Source organism: Sphingopyxis macrogoltabida (assembly GCF_001314325.1).
Classification (GTDB): domain Bacteria; phylum Pseudomonadota; class Alphaproteobacteria; order Sphingomonadales; family Sphingomonadaceae; genus Sphingopyxis; species Sphingopyxis macrogoltabida.
The window spans coordinates 3,358,752-3,375,679 of record NZ_CP009429.1 but is presented as its reverse complement, the minus strand read 5'-3'; the positions used below and the strand labels follow the sequence as shown (position 1 = coordinate 3,375,679).

18 protein-coding genes and 1 tRNA gene are annotated in these 16,928 nt (G+C 64.4%); 6 read left to right on the top strand and 13 right to left on the bottom strand.

Going from position 1 to position 16,928, the window contains the following annotated elements:
- Positions 1-18: 18 nt before the first annotated feature.
- Positions 19-1,803, bottom strand: a complete 1,785-nt coding sequence (locus LH19_RS16610; RefSeq protein ID WP_054730400.1) for a gamma-glutamyltransferase — start codon at positions 1,801-1,803, stop codon at positions 19-21.
- A 94-nt stretch (positions 1,804-1,897) separates the two neighbouring features.
- On the opposite strand from LH19_RS16610, the gene LH19_RS28745 reads away from it, so the two are divergent.
- The 4 genes from LH19_RS28745 to LH19_RS16595 are packed head-to-tail and all read left to right on the top strand — an operon-like array spanning position 1,898 to position 4,339.
- A complete protein-coding gene (locus tag LH19_RS28745; protein ID WP_145923499.1) occupies positions 1,898-2,179 on the top strand; it encodes a hypothetical protein in 282 nt (93 codons plus the stop codon).
- A 42-nt stretch (positions 2,180-2,221) separates the two neighbouring features.
- Positions 2,222-3,442: a pilus assembly protein TadG-related protein gene (locus LH19_RS16605; protein WP_054730397.1), complete on the top strand. Its 1,221-nt coding sequence runs from the start codon at positions 2,222-2,224 to the stop codon at positions 3,440-3,442.
- 4 nt (positions 3,443-3,446) lie between these two features.
- The gene (locus tag LH19_RS16600; protein ID WP_082395804.1) at positions 3,447-3,905 is read left to right on the top strand and encodes a TadE/TadG family type IV pilus assembly protein; all 459 of its coding nucleotides are present in this window, start codon (positions 3,447-3,449) and stop codon (positions 3,903-3,905) included.
- A complete protein-coding gene (locus LH19_RS16595) occupies positions 3,902-4,339 on the top strand; it encodes a TadE/TadG family type IV pilus assembly protein (protein WP_054730390.1) in 438 nt (145 codons plus the stop codon). The genes LH19_RS16600 and LH19_RS16595 overlap by 4 nt, the downstream gene beginning before the upstream one ends.
- 18 nt (positions 4,340-4,357) lie before the next feature.
- On the opposite strand, the gene LH19_RS16590 is transcribed toward LH19_RS16595, so the two are convergent.
- The 11 genes from LH19_RS16590 to LH19_RS16540 form a co-directional block, all read right to left on the bottom strand.
- A complete protein-coding gene (locus LH19_RS16590; protein ID WP_054730387.1) occupies positions 4,358-4,828 on the bottom strand; it encodes an A24 family peptidase in 471 nt (156 codons plus the stop codon).
- Positions 4,825-5,724, bottom strand: coding sequence for a tetratricopeptide repeat protein (locus tag LH19_RS16585; RefSeq protein WP_054730384.1), 900 nt, complete (start codon positions 5,722-5,724; stop codon positions 4,825-4,827). The genes LH19_RS16590 and LH19_RS16585 overlap by 4 nt, the downstream gene beginning before the upstream one ends.
- Positions 5,724-6,620, bottom strand: coding sequence for a tetratricopeptide repeat protein (locus tag LH19_RS16580; protein ID WP_062912978.1), 897 nt, complete (start codon positions 6,618-6,620; stop codon positions 5,724-5,726). The genes LH19_RS16585 and LH19_RS16580 overlap by 1 nt, the downstream gene beginning before the upstream one ends.
- Entirely contained in the window at positions 6,617-7,597 is a 981-nt protein-coding gene (locus tag LH19_RS16575; RefSeq protein WP_054730379.1) for a type II secretion system F family protein, read from the bottom strand. The genes LH19_RS16580 and LH19_RS16575 overlap by 4 nt, the downstream gene beginning before the upstream one ends.
- A gap of 1 nt (position 7,598) precedes the next feature.
- Entirely contained in the window at positions 7,599-8,600 is a 1,002-nt protein-coding gene (locus LH19_RS16570; RefSeq protein ID WP_054730376.1) for a type II secretion system F family protein, read from the bottom strand.
- A 1-nt stretch (position 8,601) separates the two neighbouring features.
- Complete coding sequence (locus tag LH19_RS16565) at positions 8,602-9,969, bottom strand: CpaF family protein (protein WP_234715953.1); 1,368 nt, start codon at positions 9,967-9,969, stop codon at positions 8,602-8,604.
- Positions 9,970-9,973: 4 nt separating this feature from the next.
- On the bottom strand, positions 9,974-11,110 hold the full coding sequence (locus tag LH19_RS16560; protein WP_167346285.1) for an AAA family ATPase: 1,137 nt from the start codon (positions 11,108-11,110) through the stop codon (positions 9,974-9,976).
- Between the two features lie 67 nt (positions 11,111-11,177).
- Positions 11,178-11,441, bottom strand: a complete 264-nt coding sequence (locus tag LH19_RS16555; RefSeq protein WP_054730370.1) for a hypothetical protein — start codon at positions 11,439-11,441, stop codon at positions 11,178-11,180.
- Entirely contained in the window at positions 11,431-12,885 is a 1,455-nt protein-coding gene (locus tag LH19_RS16550) for a type II and III secretion system protein family protein (RefSeq protein WP_145923497.1), read from the bottom strand. Before LH19_RS16550 ends, LH19_RS16555 begins: the two co-directional genes overlap by 11 nt.
- Positions 12,875-13,825 carry a Flp pilus assembly protein CpaB gene (gene cpaB / locus LH19_RS16545; protein WP_082395799.1) on the bottom strand — a complete coding sequence of 317 codons (951 nt, stop codon included), beginning with the start codon at positions 13,823-13,825 and terminating at the stop codon, positions 12,875-12,877. The genes LH19_RS16550 and cpaB overlap by 11 nt, the downstream gene beginning before the upstream one ends.
- Before the next feature lie 73 nt (positions 13,826-13,898).
- Entirely contained in the window at positions 13,899-14,081 is a 183-nt protein-coding gene (locus LH19_RS16540) for a Flp family type IVb pilin (RefSeq protein ID WP_054730359.1), read from the bottom strand.
- A gap of 158 nt (positions 14,082-14,239) precedes the next feature.
- Between LH19_RS16540 and LH19_RS16535 the strand changes: the two genes are divergently transcribed.
- Together LH19_RS16535 and LH19_RS16530 are read left to right on the top strand one after the other, a co-directional pair.
- On the top strand, positions 14,240-15,454 hold the full coding sequence (locus LH19_RS16535; protein ID WP_006954973.1) for an IS256-like element ISSpma2 family transposase: 1,215 nt from the start codon (positions 14,240-14,242) through the stop codon (positions 15,452-15,454).
- A gap of 557 nt (positions 15,455-16,011) precedes the next feature.
- A complete protein-coding gene (locus LH19_RS16530; RefSeq protein WP_145923496.1) occupies positions 16,012-16,803 on the top strand; it encodes a DUF2569 family protein in 792 nt (263 codons plus the stop codon).
- A gap of 45 nt (positions 16,804-16,848) precedes the next feature.
- Here the strand turns inward: LH19_RS16530 and LH19_RS16525 are convergent.
- Positions 16,849-16,924: transfer RNA gene (locus tag LH19_RS16525), tRNA-Thr, on the bottom strand.
- Positions 16,925-16,928 lie beyond the last annotated feature (4 nt).

Below are 16,928 nucleotides of genomic sequence, written 5' to 3'. Positions count from 1 at the left end.
GCGCCGCCCTCCCGTCGATCAGAAAGCGGTCGCCTGCCCGTTGGTGTAGGTCGGCGAGATTGCGGTCAGCTCGCCCGTTACCGCGTCGCGCCGGATTGCCACCCACAGCCCCTGCGCGAAACGCGCCTCCACCGGCTGGATGCGCTTGATTTCGAGCCCGGTGGCATCGAGCACTTCGTCGGGAACCTCGCCGTCGACGACGCGCAGGATCAACTCGCGCTGGCTCGCGTCGGGCGAGATCGGCAGCAACAGGCGCGGCGCATTCGCCGTTTCCTCAAGGCCCATGTCGAAATCGACGATGTTGAGCAGCGACTGCGTCGTCTGGTAATGCAGCCCGACCCCCATCGACGACCAGGCGGTGTCGGGCTTGCCGTCCTTCAGGATGATCCCGACCTCGATCGGGTTGGGAAGCTGCCCGCCCTGCGGCGTCGCCGCGACCATCGTCTGCATATAGGCGGCGGGGTCGCCGACCGAGACGCCGTCGACGACGATCGCGGTGCGGCCCCAGATCAGGCAATTGATCGAGTGGCAGAGCGCCGCCATATTGCCGTCGGCATCGACCGCGACGACGACGTCCGAATGCGTGCCCTTGGGCAGGAAGCGGATCGGCGACTGATCCTCGAGCCGCGACCAGAGCGCGCGCGCATGCTCCTTGGAAAGCCGCGCGTCGCGGCTCATCTCGATCCCCGGGAAGGTCGCCGCCTGCTCCTCTTCGGTCTCGTAGCGCATGCCGCCCATCGCGGCGCAGCTTTTGGCGAGGCGCATCAGGCTGTCGGCCGACTGCGACCAATGGCCGCGCTCGCGGATGCCCGCAACTTCGCAGAGGTTGAGCGTTTCGATAAGGTTGACGCTGCCCTCGCACGGCTCGCCGAGCAGCGCGATCGTGTGCCCGCGGCGCTCGATCGTCACCGGGTCGGACCACACCGGCTGGTAGGCGGCAAGGTCGTCCAGCGTCATCCGCCCGCCATCGGCCTGGATCGCCTCGATGCATTTCGCCGCCCATGCACCTGTGTACATATAGTCGGCGCCCTCCACCGCGACGCGGCGCAGCGTCTCCGCGAGCGCCGGCTGGCGGAAATGATCGCCCTCGGCATAGGGGGTGTCGTCGGGTTTGAAGAAGACCGCCTTGGTTTCGGGAAGCCGCGCGAGGTCTTGCTTGCGGATATCGATATAGCGCGCCAGCCCCGGCGAGACGATGAAGCCGTCCTCGGCAAGTTCGATCGCCGCCTCGAACAGCCGCGCGAAGGGCAGCTTGCCATAGCGGCGATGCGCCGCCTCGAGCCCGCGCATGAAACCGCCGACCAGCGCGGTGCGCCCCGAGGGTTCGCCCGAGCCCATCATATTGGCGATGCCGTCGCCGGCGGCGTTCAGCTTGCCCGGGATCGACAGCGGATCATCCTCGCCCAGCACGGTGTTCCAGCCGGCGTTGAGCGAGGTCACCTCGCCGCTGGCGCCGTCGACATGCATCAGCGCCAGGATGCCGAAGACGCTGATCACCGCGCCGCCGCCGAGCACGATCTGCGCCAGCGCCGAACTCATTACCGCATCGACCGCCGATCCGCCCTGGCGCAGCGCCTCCTCGCCGACGCGCGCCGCGAAGCCGTTGAGCGCCGTCGCCACCGCGCCGCCCTGGCCGCGGCCGGCCGGGTTGCCGGGCAGCGCCGCCTGCTGGATGCGCCAGAAATGGTCGCGTTCCGCCGCCGGCCAGCCCGAAGGCGCGAGGGTCTTTGCCGCACCGGCGCCAGCGCTCGGCGTCGGCGCTGCGTTGCTGGGCGCCGGACCTTCTTTCACTGCTTCTGTCATGTCGAAATCCTCCGCCGATCACGCCGCGCATGCGGTGCGGGAAGTCTAGGCGCCAGCGTTCACGTAAATCAAGCACTAATGTATAAAATTGGTCGTGCGGCATATTCGCGAAACGGGCGACGAGATAAGTCGCTATAAAGGAATGAAAATCTATGAGATGAGATCTGGCGGTAAACAGCATGGCCGATGCAAATCGGACATGATGACATGGAAGAAAAAGGATCTTTCCATCGGAGGGAAGGGCGGAGTCCGGCAATCTGGCGGATCGGCTTATAATATTCGCGCCGCCTTTGCTTGGATAATATGCCTCATTTTGTGCCATGAAGCGCGCTTTTCTGCCAACTTCTTGGTTGAAGATTCATCAACCATGGCGTAGCTTTCTTTCGGGTCGCAGCGTGATTCTTGTGGGAGGGCTCGCATGCGGAATTGGACCAGGCTGCCTGCGGATCGCCGCGGCGCGACGGCAGCCGTTTTTGCAATCGCGATGCCGGTTCTCGTCGGCATGGGTGCGTTGGCGGTCGATGTCGGCATCTGGAATGTCCAGAAGCGGCAGGCGCAGGGCGCTGCCGATCAGGCCGCCTTCTCGGCGGCGGTGGCGGCAAAAGCCGGGAACACCAGTGCCAACGCGGCAATGAATGCCCGCGCGATCACGGCGGGCATGGGTTTCGTGGATGGCCAGAATGGCGTCGCGGTGACCGTGACCAACCCTCCAGCCGCGGGACAGTTTGCCGGGAAAAGCGGCTATTGGGAAGTGACGGTGACCGAGCCGCAGGCGACCTGGCTCGCCGGATATCTGCTCGGCGGCGAAGCGAATGTCCGCGCCCGCGCGGTCGCGGGCGGTTCCGCCGGCGGCAACGCCTGCATCATCGGCCTTGCCACGAGCGGCACCGCGGTCAGCATGAGCAACAACAACGAAGTCACAAATCCCGGATGTGCCGTCTATTCGAACGCCAATATGTCGATGTCCAACAACAGCAAGATTTTCGGATCGGCTTATGTGTCGGGGACGGTCAGCAAGAGCAACGGCGCGACGATCGGAACCGAACAGACCGGCGTTCCGCCGGTGGCGGACCCCTATGCCGACGTGACGGTACCATCCTCCTGCACCGGCACCGCCAAGATGACCGCGAGCAACAACCAGACGGTCAACTACAGCCCCGGTTATTTTTGCGAAGGCATCGCGGTCGGGAACGGCGTGACCATCAACTTGTCCGCCGGCACCTACTACATCGGAAAGACCCTGACCAACGGCAACAATCTGAAGATCAATGCAACCGGCGGGGTGACCCTGATCCTTATGAACGGCGCCGCGTTTAACGACGCGAACACGAACAACGGCATGACGTTGAACATCACGGCGCCCAGCACAGGCACCTATGCCGGGATTGCCATCATGAGCCTGGCGACGTCACCGACCAGCCAGGACTTCAAGAACAATGTGACGTTCAATGTCCAGGGCGCGATGTATTTCCGCAATCAGAATATCAATTTTAAGAACAATATGACGTTCAACGCCGGGCTGTGCACGCAGTTGGTGGCGCAACGCATCGACATGAAGAACAACGCGAACATGAACAATAATTGCCCGGGCACCGGCATCCGCAGCCCGGGCGGTTCATCCATCGCGTTGATGGAGTGAGGCGATGCCCGGACGCGTGTCTTCCTTCCTGAACCACCTGCTGCGCCATCGATCGGGCGCAAGTGGTGTGGAGTTCGCATTGGTGTTGCCGATCCTGATCGCGTTGCTGATCGGCACCATCGATCTCGGCGCGATGGCGTGGACGAAGATGGAGGTGCAGGCGGCAGCGCGCGCCGGCGCTAACTATGCGTTCGTCAACGCAACCAAGGGGTTCGACGCCGCGAAAGTAAAGGCGGCCGCAACGAGCGCGACCAATCTGGCGGTCACTTTCCCCGCAGAGCCGTTACCAGTTTTCGGCTGCCCCGATGCTGCAGCGGGAATTACCCCCGGCAGCGCCGGAGTGAAATGCGCGAACAACGAATTTCCCGGCCGCTATGTGACGGTGCAAACGAGCACCGACTATACGCCGATCTGGTTCAGCCCGGTGTCGCTGTTGGGCACCGCCACGGTGCGCATATCATGACCGGGCGGATCGGAATGGCCGCGTGGCATCGCCGATTTCGCGCCGCGCGCGGCGGCGCCATGGCCGCCGAGTTCGCGCTCGTCATGCCGCTGTTGCTGGTGTTCAGCTTTGGCATCATCGAATTCGGGCGGGCGATGTGGATGCGCAGCACGATGCAATCGGTGGTCGAGGCGGCGGCGCGTTGCTACGCGCTCGATCGCGCCGAACTGACGACGCGCCTGTGCGACACGGCGGAGAATGTTCAGGGTTTTGCCGCGACCGCCGCCAATAATTCCGGGGTTGCGAGCCTCACCGCGGACAATTTCACCGCATCGTCCCCCGCATGCGGCCGGCAGGTCGAGGCATCCTATGATTTTCAGGCGCTCGTGCCGGCGATCCCGCTGAGCGTTACGCTGACCGCAAAGGCCTGCCGTCCCGCCACGCCGGTAACCTGAGTTGCCGCGGGCCGCAGGTCAGGAATAGCGCCAGAGCATCGAAAATACTCCGCCGGCCGCAATCGCCAGCCCGTACGCGATCCGGCGCGTCATGAAGCTGCCCTTTTTGCGCTCCGCCGGACCGTAAAATGCCCGGATCTGGTGAAAGACGATCGACAGCAGGACGACCGCCGCACCGCTCAACGACACGGTAAGTAACAGGAAAAGGCCGCTCGAGAGCGGGAACCACGAAGCCAGCGCCGCATAGAGTTTCACGTCGCCGCCGCCGAACCAGCCGAAATGAAACAGCAGCATTCCCAGCCCGAGCGCCAAGACGAAATGCGCCGCGTGGGACCAGAGCGGCGCGGCAAAGGGGAAGCCCGCGACCCAAGCCAGCGCGCCGAGCAGCAACAGCAGCAACGAGTAGATGTTCGGAATGAGGAAGCGGCGCGCGTCGGACCAGGCGGCGAACGCCAATATGGTCACAAACGCCGCCTTGATGGCGATCAAAGTCCCGCGCCCTTTCGGTGGCGCCCGGCGACGGCGACATATTGGTGCCACAGCCTGTCGTCATGGCGCGGCCGTTCGATCAGCGCCTGACCCAGCAAGGCCTCGGCAAGGACAAGATGGTTCGCCCGTTGCGCGCCCAGCCCCGCGAACTGCAGGCGGTTGCTCCACCCGAGGTCGCTGTCCGATGCCGCGCGCGCTGGCTGCAATCCCAGCATGCCGTTCGCATAATCGAGGTTCATCCGGACCTCGGACTGACCGGGGTCGCTTGCCAGAAGCTTCGACAACAGATCCGCCGCCTCGGCGGCATCGCCGGTTGCAATCAATGCGACGCCCAGATCGGCCGCCACGGCGTTGTTTTCCGGAACCAGTGCAAGAGCCCTGCGAAGCGCGCTTACCGCAGCCGGCGCGCGATCGCGGGCAAGGTGCAATCGGGCAAGGCTGCGCCAGTATAACGGATCCGCGATGCAGGTCGCTGCGGGAGCAGCGGCGAGACGGTCGGCCTGATCGAGTTCGGAAAGCTGGGTGAGGGCGATCATGCCAGCGGACAATTTCCGGCATTGTCGGCCGTCGATCTCTTCGGTCGATACGAGAAGCGGGATCGCATCGCGCGGACGCCCGACCGCGATCAGCCATTCTGCACGAAGCAGGTCGGCGCGATCGTCTTCGCCCGTGCCCGGTTCGGGTTCCAGCCGGTCGAGCAAGGCCTTTGCTTCGACGAGCCGCTGACCCGCCAACGCCTTGTCGATCGCCCCCAGCATATCGGCACGCTGTGCTGCGAGGTCGGTGGGCAGGGGAGGCGCGGGTGGATTTTCATAGGCCCGGAGCGGGACAAACGACAGCCAGCCGGCAGCGATCGCCGCGATCATCGCGAGTATCGGGTTACGACGGCGGTGCATCAGCTTGCCCCGGTCGGGGTAGGCAAGGCAAGCCCCGCGAAAAGATTCAGCCGGTTGAGCCGGTCGAGATAGGCAGCGAGCAGCTCCAGATAGGCCTTGTTGCTCATCGTCCCGGCTCCGCTTGCCGGATCCCCGGCCGGCGGGGCCAAGGCGCAGGAGGTTCCGCCGGGTTCGGTTGCGATAAAGACTTCGCCGATACTGATGCGAAACATCCGCATCGCGCCGTCGGCATCGCGTCGCGCAACGGCGCTGTGGCCGAGGCACGCTATCGACAAATCGTCGGAAAGCGACGCCGGCGGCGACGATGCTTCGTCACTGAAGCCGGCCTTTACCAGCAAGGGGGCAAAAGTTTCGCCAAGCGGGCTTGTTGTGCGCAGATCGGCGTTCGCGGCCGCGACCGGTCGCGCGGCGGAACCCGGTGTCGGCGGAAAGGACGACTCGCTCGTGATAGCGGCCGCCTGCGTATCGATCGGTGCCGCCGCCGCGTCGGCGAGCAGGGCCTGCCGCTTTTCGGACTGCCCCGACGCTGCATAGAAGGCCGCGAGGTTGTGGCGTGTGCGTTCGTCGCCGGTTCGGACCGCGAGCGCTTTCTGGAAATAGCGTTCGGCGAGATCGCGCCGTCCGATACCGTCATAGGCGATCGCAAGCCCGTTCAGGCTGTCGATCTCGAGCGCCGGATCGCGGCCCGCTGCCCTGAACAGTTCGATCGCCAGGCCATATTGCCGCGACGTCAGATAGGTCCGTGCGCGGGCGAGCGATTCGGCCGGCGACAGGCCGGCAAGAACCGGCACGTCCCGAACCACCGGCAGCGCCGATTGCAGGCGCGGGCCGAACGAGCAGCTTGCGAGAACGCATGCGGCCAGTGCGAAGGACAGGGCACGGACGCGCACGGTCATCCCCCTCCCGTCAGGGCCGGCGCGACTTCGCGCACGACCCGGACGGCAGCGGGCAGCATCAGCACGCCGATCATGACCGGCAGCATGCAGACGACGAGCGGGATCGAGAGGAGGACGGGCAGGCGATGCGCCTTTTCCTCGGCGCGCATTCGCCGCTTTTCGCGCATCTCGCTGGCGTAGGTGCGGAGCGTCATTGCGATACTCGATCCCAGCTTGTCGGACTGGATCAGCAGCGTCGCAAAGGCGCGGATCTCGTCGACGCGGGTGCGGTCGGCCATGGCGCGCAACGCTTCTTCGCGGCTGGCGCCGGCGCGCAATTCGAGGGTCGTTTGCAGCAACGTTTCGGCGACGAGCGGGTGCGAAGTCGTCATTTCGCGCGCCACCCGGTCCAGCGCGGCTTCGAGCCCCATCCCCGCTTCGACGCAGACCAGCATCAGATCGAGGCAATCGGGAAAGCCGTTGACGATTTCCTGACGCCGGCGGTCTGCTTTCGCCGTCAGGTAGAGATTGGGCAAAAAGAGGCCCATCGCGGCGAAGCCCGCTCCCTGCAGATAGAGGCTCAGCAACGAGATCGGCTTGTCCGACGCCAGTTGGGGGAGAACGACGATCGTGGGCAGGAGCACGATCAAGAGCAGGCGGACGAGCGTGAAGATTTTCGGAGCCTGCGGTGAGCGATAGCCTGCTGCGATCATCTTGCGCTGCAATGCCTTGGGATCGGAATCCCCCAGCGAAAGACCGCCTCGCTCGATCCGTTCGGTGAGTCTTGCCCAGGCACTGGCCTTTGCTGTGGACGCTTGCAACCTGGCGGCGACGCTTTCCGAAATGGCCGCCTTCGATTGCTCTTCGAGCCGATCGAGAACCAGGCGGCGGCTGAGTACGGTCCGGATCGCCAGAAAGGTGGCGGCGGTCACGAGCGCGAACAGCAGCAACAGGACGGCCCAGCGCATGAAGGGGGACAGGGCGATCTGTTCGACCATGTCAGACCTTGAGGTCCACCATCTTCCGGATCGCAAGGAAGCCGATCAGGTAGAGGAGCAATATGGCCGCGAAACCGATGATGAAGATCGGATCGTCGGCAACATCGAGATAGAAGGCCGGCCTGACGGTAAACAGGCCGATGAACGCCAGAATAGGTAGTACGGTCAGGACGAGAGCGGTCATCCGGCCCTCCGAACTCAGGGCGCGGACCTTCATGAACATGCTGGCGCGCTCGCGGATGACCCGGCCCAGATTTTCCAGGATTTCGGCGAGATTGCCGCCGGTTTCCATCTGGACCGAGACCGATACGACGAACATGTCGATATCGGGGAGCCCCCACCGTTCGGCCATCCGCGCCAAGGCTTCACGCAGGCCGAAACCGAACGCGATCTCGTCGGCCACGATGCCGAATTCGGTGCCGACCGGATCTTCCATCTCTTCGACCAGCAGGTTGAGCGCGGCCGGGATCGGATGCCCGGCGCGCAGCCCGCGGACAAAGACGTCGAGGGCGACCGGAAACTGGCTTTCCATGCGCCGCCGCCGCGCATCGGCCAGCCGGCCGATCACCATCCACGGCAGGAGCAGGCCGACGACGATGCCCACCGCCATCGCAAGCTGGATGACCCCGATGGTGACCGCGGTGCCGGACCATCCCGCCAATGTGAGGATGGCAGCCGTGACTATCGCCGCTCCGAGCAGCATGAAGATGAATATCTCGAGCGGCGAGCGCTTTATATTCGCGGCGTTGAGCATGCGGTGAAACGCACGCGCCGCGTCCGAAACCCAGCGCGGGGCACCGGGAATGTCGTGCGGAACGTCCTTGCGCAACCGGGCGGTGACCATTTCGCGGTCGACCCCCGCCTCGATCATCCGCAGACGCGCATTGACCGCGCGGCTCTTGCTGCGCCGGTCGGCGATGGCGCCGCCCGCCAGTTGCGCGACCAGAACGATGAAGGCGAAAAGCACCACCATGGTCACGAAACGAAGGGCGGTGTCGCTCATCTCAGGCCACCGGCCGGTCGGGCCGGAACAGGTCGGGCGCCAGTTCGATCCCATATGCCGACAAGGTATCGAGGAACTTCGGACGGATCCCTGTCGCCTCGAAATGGCCAAGGACCCGGTTGTCGGCATCGCGGCCGGTCATGCGGAACAGGAAAATGTCCTGCATGGTGACGATATCGCCCTCCATCCCGGTGATCTCGGAAAGGCTGAGCAGGCGGCGGCGCCCGTCCGACAGGCGGCCGATCTGGACGACGACATTGATGGCCGAGGCGATTTGCGCTCGCGCGGCGCGTGGCGACATCTCGATCCCGCTCATGCTGACCATCTGTTCGACGCGGGCCAGCGCGTCGCGCGCGGTGTTGGCGTGGACGGTGGTCATCGAACCGTCGTGACCGGTGTTCATCGCCTGCAACATGTCGAACGCCTCGCCGGCGCGCACCTCGCCGATGATGATCCGGTCGGGCCGCATACGAAGCGCATTCTTGACGAGATCGCGCTGCGTTACCTCGCCGCGGCCCTCGATATTCGCGGGGCGCGTCTCGAGGCGCGCGACATGTTCCTGCTGCAATTGCAGTTCGGCCGAATCCTCGATGGTGACGATGCGTTCGCGCTCGTCGATGAACGAGGACACCGCGTTGAGCAGCGTCGTCTTGCCCGAGCCCGTGCCGCCCGAAATCAGGATATTGCGCCGCGCCGCGACGACGCCCTCCAGCACCTCGGCAATCGCGGCGGGAACGCTGCCGAATTCGACAAGCTTTGCCATGTTGATCGGGATGTGCGAAAATTTGCGGATCGAGAGCAGTGAACCGTCGAGTGCCAGCGGGGGAACGATCGCGTTGACGCGCGATCCGTTCGGCAGGCGGGCGTCGACGAAGGGAGAAGACTCGTCGATGCGGCGTCCCACTCCGCTCGCGATTTTCTGGATGATCCGGAAAAGATGCCGTTCGTCCTTGAAACGCGTGCCGACGCGTTCGAGCAGGCCCATGCGTTCGACGAACACCGTGGCGTGACCGTTGACGAGGATATCGGTGATCGTCTCGTCCTGCAGCAACGGTTCGAGCGGGCCGAGGCCGAGGAGTTCGTCGAGGACGTTGCTGACGAGCGTTTTGCGTTCGACGGCAGTCAGCGCCATCTGGTGCCGGCCGAGGATATTGGTGATGACGTCGCCCGCTTCCGCCTCGATCTGCGCGCGCGACATTTTGTCGAGCTGGGCGAGGTTGATTTCGTCCAGCAACTCGCGATGGACCTGTACTTTGAGGAGGAGGAGCGCGGCGGCGCGGTCGTCGCCATTCTCCCCGCCGGCGGGACCCGGCATCGGCGCCGGCGCTTCCTCGGCGCCCGCATTCTTCCGCTTCTGGACCTGCCACATGCGCTCAGCCCCCGCCCAGTGCGCCGACGACCTGTTCCGCCAGCGCGGCCAGATCGGCAGCGACCTTGTTCTTGCGCGCGATCGATCCGACGAGCACGCCCTGATCCTGCGCCGACTGGACGACGGCATAGTCGCTGTGGACGGTCGCGAAGACGGGGTAGTGCAGCGCGTCGGCGGCGTCCTGTACCCCGATCGTCCGGAACATCCGCTTTTCGATGCGATTGGCGACGATCCGGATGCGCGCCGGGTCGATGCCCGTTTCCTCGAACAGGGTCAGCCGCCGCCGCGCCTGGCGCAGGCTGCCGATCGACAGATCGACGACGAGCAGGATCAGGTCGGCCTTGTCGATCGCCGACAGCGTCCAGTTCGCCCAGTTGCCGGGCAGGTCGAGCACGACATGGCCATATTGCCGCCGGGCAAGGTCGAGCACGCGCATGAGCTGGTCGACTTCGACCGCCTCGAGCGGCGCGATCTTTTCGGGCGCCGCGATCACCGCGATACCTTCGTCGGCCGCCGCGACGGTGCGCAGCAATTCGCCATCGGCGCGCGTCCCGGCGTCGAGCAGGTCGTCCATCGTCAGCCCCGACGAACGGCCGAGATAGGAGGCGGCATTGCCGAACTGGAGATCGAGGTCGACGAGGCAGCAGCCGCCTTCGCCGATCGCGCCGAGATAGTGGGCGAGGTGGGTCGCGACCGTCGTTGCGCCGATCCCGCCGACGCTTTGCGCCACCGCGATGACCGGCGCCAGTCCTGCTTCGCGCGTCGCTTCCTTTGCCGTTGCGGCGAGCAGATTGTTGACGGCGTCGTCGAATTCGGCGCGCTGGATCGGCAGCGCGATGACATCGTCGACGCCTTGCCGGATCAGCGCGCGCGTGGTGGCGAGGTCGCCGTCGCGCATCGCGACGATCAGCGGTATGGCAGGATAGCGGGCGCGCAGCGCGGTCAGCCGCTGCATCGAGCGCGGGTCGCCGGCGTGCAGCTCGACGACCAGCAATTCGGCATCGCCGATCATGTCGGGCCGCACCGGCGCATCGGCGCCGAGGCTGACCAGTTCGAAGGACAGATCCGAAAACTCGTCGCGGGAGAGCGCCGACCGTCCGAATTCCTCGTCGGAGATCAGCAGTTTGATCTTGCAGTTCAAGCGCAGAAATCCATCGCTGGCGGCAGGTCCCATGTCGATATTCTTGCCCACGGAACCACCCCTCGTCTTATCGCGGCGAGCCGGTGTCGGTGTCGGTCGTGCGGATCGTGTCGGGCTGCTTCACCTTGTCCGTCCGGTAGCGCTCGACCGCCTCGGCCCCTTTGGCTCCCTCGGTCGTCGGGACCGGATCGTCATATTGCGGGTCGGGATTGACGACCTGCGCCGCCATCGTCTGCCGCACTGCATTGCCGAAGGTGGCATCGGTCGGGGTACAGCCCGCCGCGATCAGCGCGAGCCCGGCTGCGGCGGCGATGCGACGATCAATATTCATAATCGCTTCCTTCCTGGGCAGTCGCCGGGGCGCGCGGCTTCGCCGGCGGCGCGGTCTGGTCGATCGGCGGCACGGCGGGCACCGCGCCGTCGGTGCGGCCGAGCAGGAACAGGTCGAGTTCCTTCGCATCGCCGACGCGTTCGGTGGGCAGCGCGACCTGGTTCGGCCGGATCGGCTGGACGAGGCGCGGCGTGACGACGATCAGCAGCTCGGTCTCGCCGCGCTTGAAGCCCGACGAGCGGAACAGCGAACCGATGATCGGAATCGACCCGAGCAGCGGCACCTGACGCACCGTGGTTGCGAAATCCTGCCGGATCAGCCCCGCGATGGCGAAGGATTCGCCGTCGCGCAGTTCGAGCGTCGTCGATGCCCTGCGCGTCTGCAGCCCGGGGATGGTGATGTCGTTGAGGACGATCGAATTATTGGGATCGATCGAGCTGACTTCGGGCTCGACGATCATGTTGATCACCCCGTCGGCGAGGATCGTCGGGGTGAAGCCGAGGCTGACGCCGAATGGCTTGAACTCGATCGTGATGCTTGCGCCATTGTTGCCACCGATGCCACCACCGCCCTGAACGACGGGGATGGGAAATTCGCCGCCGGCGAGGAAGCTCGCCTTTTCGCCCGACAGCGCGACGAGTGTCGGTTCGGCGAGCGTCTTGGCCAGACCCTTCTTCTCGAGACTGTCGAGCACGCCCAATATGTCGAGCCCGGCCACATTGAAGCTCTTGCGGAAAATGCCGAAGCTGTCGGTGATCGACCCCAGCTTCAGTACGCCGTTGCCGGTATCGACATCGGGGATCAGCGACGCGCCGTTGCCGATCGCGCCATCGAAGCTGCCCGATCCGTTGCGGAAAAAGCCGCTGACGCCGATTTCCTTGCCGGTCTGGCGGTTGATCTCCGAAAAGCGGACCTCCAGCATCACCTGCTGGCTCGATCCGATCCCCATCATGTTGACGACCTTCTCGCCGGCATAAGTCCCGGCGATCTGCACCGCGTTCTGCGCCGCGGAGGCGCTGCTGACGACGCCCGACAGCACGACCGCATCGTTCGAGATGCGCGCGTCGATCGGCTCGCCGGGCATCAGTTCGGAAAGCTGGCGGCGCAGCGACAGCACGTCGGGGCCGACCGCGACATCGACGATGGTGATGACGCGTCCGCCCTTGTCGTAGACGGTCAGGCTGGTCGTCCCCATCTTCTTGCCGAGAACATAGATCGAGCGGTCGGAGATCGGCATGATGTCGGCGATCTCGTCGGACCCGATCATCGCGCGGCCAAAGGGACGGTCGAGCGTCACCGTCTGGCTCTTGTTCAGCGGCACATCGAGCTGGCCGGCATGGATTCCGGCGCTGCTCATTTGCGCGTGTGCGGCGGGCAGCGCGGCCGCGAAGGCCAGCGGCAGCAGGATCAGGCGCAGGGCGCCGCGGCGATAATCACGAGCCATGGCGTTTGACCTCATAGGTTGTCGGCGTGGTGCCGCGCACGATTTCGACCGACGGACCGGCGGGGCGCGGCGGCGCGGCGGGTGCGCGCGGTGCGGCATAGCGCGGCGCGGCCATCGGCGCTTCGCTCAGGAAGCCCGGCGGCAGGCCGGCGAGGCCGGGGGAAGGCTGGTTTTGCGAGCGCCGCGGCGCCGAGAGCCAGCCGCTGCCCAGATCCTGTTGGGTCACCGTCATGTTCGCGCCATCCTCGATGCTCGTCACATTGCGCAGCGCGAGCGAGATCGTTCCGATCTCGGTGGCCAAGGCGAGTTTCTGCGCGCCGACCGCATCGACCTCCAGCGTCGCGGTCTTCGCGACCTTGGGGTCGGTCTTGTCTTCGTCGGAAACCTGATCGATCGCGATCACCCGGACCTTTTCGAGCACGATGTCGGTCATCTGGTCTTTGTCGTTGGCATCCTGGCCGCCCATTTCACGGGTTACCAGCACATCGACGACGTCGCCCGGCGTCACGAGGCCGCCGACCCCGGTCACCGCGTTAACGCCGACCGCGACCGCACGCATGCCGTCAGGCAGCAAAGCCGAGACGGCAGCCCGGCCCCCGATGCCGCTGATTTTGGAAGCAAGGATCGGCTCACCGATGGCAATCGGGCGCAGCGCGACGCGCGGTCCGCGGGGGTTGTTTATGACGCCGATTGGCGTCTTGAAGGCGCCTTCGGGCAGGGAGCCCGCCGGCCAGGGCACCAATCTTGTATTCTCGGGGGTCAGGACGGAACCGAAATCCAAAGGCTGCGACGCAACGAGAACCTGAACGAGCTGCGATTGCTCGGCTTGCAGCTTCTGTTGTCTTTCCACGCCGCTGAAAAAGGAATTCGCCAGAAATACGACGAACAAGCCCAATACGACTGCCGCACCGACAACTATCCCGTTCCTACCCGCAAACATTGGTCCGCCCCCACTGACCTAAAACAATATTGGTCGGATGCCTCAACAGCATCCGACCAATAAATTCGGATATTTAGGGTGCGTAATCGTAGCCATCGATCGTGGCTTTGGCTTTATCCATCGCCCCGCCGATCGAGTCGCCGAGAGCAACGGCCGAAGCGGCGATAGCCGAACCGACGATTGCGAGGATGAGGACATATTCAGCGGCCGAAGCGCCGCTTTCGTCACGCACGAAATTCTTCAGAAAATTCTTCATGGTTAGCGTCCGCGCTCGTGGTGTAATTTCCGGTGTAGGCGATGGTGTATTCCGGGGTGGGGCATGCCCCACCCCGGAATGCGGCGTCGCTGGTGGCCACCGGGTTCATCGTTATGGTGGAGTTTGCACACTTCAACCGTGACGAAGAGGAGTTCCCGATGACCGAGGACAGATTACTGATCGAAGAGCTTGCTGCGAAGGGCGGCCAACCGGATTTTTTGCGCACCATCGCCGAGAACGTGCTGCAGCTGATCATGGAGGCCGACGTTGATGGCCTGATCGGCGCGGGTCGCCACGAACGCAGCAGCGAGCGCGCGACCTGGCGCAACGGCTATCGCGACCGTTCGCTGGATACCCGGGTAGGCACGCTGAACCTGAAAATCCCCAAGCTGCGTGCTGGGTCCTACTTTCCGGGCTTCCTTGAGCCCCGCAAGATGGTCGAGAAAGCGCTGGTTGCGGTGATCCAGGAAGCGTGGATCGGCGGGGTCAGCACCCGGCGGGTCGATGAACTCGTCCAGGCCATGGGCATGACCGGCATCTCCAAGTCCACCGTCTCCAAGCTTTGCAAGGACATTGACGAGCGCGTCCATGCCTTTCTGAAACGCCCGCTCACCGGCGAATGGCCGTATCTCTGGCTCGATGCCACCTATCTCAAGGTACGCGAAGGCGGGCGGATCATCAGCGTTGCCGCAATAATCGCCATGGCCGTCAACACCGAGGGCCGGCGCGAGATCGTCGGCCTGCATATCGGCCCCTCGGAAGCGGAGGTCTTCTGGTCCGACTTCCTGAAGGACCTTGTTCGGCGCGGTCTTACCGGCGTGAAGCTGGTCATCTCCGATGCTCACGAGGGCCTCAAGGGCGCGATCACCCGCGTCATGGGCGCCACCTGGCAGCGCTGCCGGGTGCACTTCATGCGCAATGCCCTGTCCTATGTGCCCAAGGGCCAGAACACTGTCGTCGCCGCCGCGATCCGCCAGGTCTTCCTGCAGCCCGATCAGAAAAGCGCAACGCAGGTCTGGCGACAGGTCGCCGACCAGTTGCGCACCCGTTGGCCCAAGCTCGGCGCCTGCATGGACGAGGCCGAAACCGACGTGCTCGCCTACACCGGCTTTCCCACCCAGCACCGCACGAAGTTACACTCAACCAATCCGCTCGAGCGGCTCAACAAGGAGGTCAAGCGCCGCGCCGACGTCGTCGGAATCTTCCCGAACGAAGACAGCATCATCCGCCTCGTCGGGGCTGTGCTGATGGAGCAGAACGACGAGTGGCAGCTCCAGCACCGATACATGCAGATCGAAGGCATGGCCGAACTCAACCAACCCATGATCGAGGAGGAAAATCAGCCCCTACACATCACCGCCAAAGCCGCCTGACGATGGCCCACGGCCACAGCCGAAATTACACCACCTTGACGGACGCGACCTTCTTCATGGTCTGACTCCTGTTACCGCCTCCGGGTCAAGGGAAAGCGGCGATGTCTGCCCTCCCCCCCCATGGAGGCGGCCAGACATTTCCCGAGGAAAGGAGTGCATAAGAACCGACGCGACCCGGTTTCGAAACTGCGGCTTGCGCCGGCTCAACCTGTCAATGCGGTCCCCCCTCAGGAACCAGTTGATTCAATCGCTTTTGCCCCCGATGGTCAACAGAATATTAACCTATGTTATGAGGCACTTGGCGACTATTTTGCATTAACCATTTTCAACTTTAACGTCATTTAAACTTCATATTTGTTGATTCGATCGCGAGTCGCGGCGGCGATTCGTAACCGCCCGTTACCGCGATGCTTTTCGCCGCAGGGTTCGCGAAACCTGCCCTGTTCCGCCGATCGCGCCGACCGCAGGGTGCTGCGCGTCGCTGCAACCGATCCGATCTCAAATCATTTGTTAACCATGGCCGTTTTACATAAGCATCGAGGCAGGAGAAGCTTTGCATGACCAGCGCGGCCATCCGGACGGTGAGAGAGCGGTTGTTCCGCCAGAGCGTGCGCTTCGTCGCGCCGCTGGAGAACAAGGTTCGCGCATTGTTGCTCGGCTGGACCGTCGTCGTTGCGCTGATCTGTTTCGCGCGCATGGCGTTCCCGGCGACGCCAGCGACCGGCCTGACCTCGATGCTGGTGCTGTTCGTTCCGCACATGCTGATCCTCGCCAGCCCTTTCTTCGCCTATTGGGCGGCGAACGCACTGTTCCCGCGCGGCACCGATTTTGCGCAGCCCGAAATCCGCCTTGCGCGCTTCGGCAACTGGCGCCCGCTGAATGCGCTGGCGGCGCGCGATCATCCCGCCTTTGGCCCGGTCGGGGTCATGGCGTCGCTGCTGCTCGGCATGCTGCTCAATATCCCCGTCCGCACTGCCGAATTCATGGCGGGGGTACCGGCGATGACCGGATCGTCGCCGGTCTGGGGCCAGATGATTTATTTCGCGATGGCGACCGACCTGATCGTCATGAATTTCCTCTATGCGCTCTGCTTCTTCATGGCGCTCCGCCGGATGCCGTTTTTCCCGCGCATGCTGTTGCTGACGTGGGGTGTCGACGTTGCCTCGCAGATTTCCATCGCCGAATATGTCAGCGGCGCCCCCCATCTGCCGGCCGAGGTGGCGGCGGCGATCGTCCCGCTGCTGACCAGCAACCTCCAGAAAGCGTTCATCAGCATCGTCGTGTGGATGCCCTATCTGCTGCTGTCCGAACGCGTGAACGTCACCTACCGCTGGCGCCAGCCTGCCTAGTCGGGGCGGCCGCCGCAGCAGAGGTCTATGGCGAAGAGGCGGAACTGGTGCCGGCTACAGGATTCGAACCCGTGGCCCCCTGATTACAAATCAGGTGCTCTACCAACTGAGCTAAGCCGGCGCGC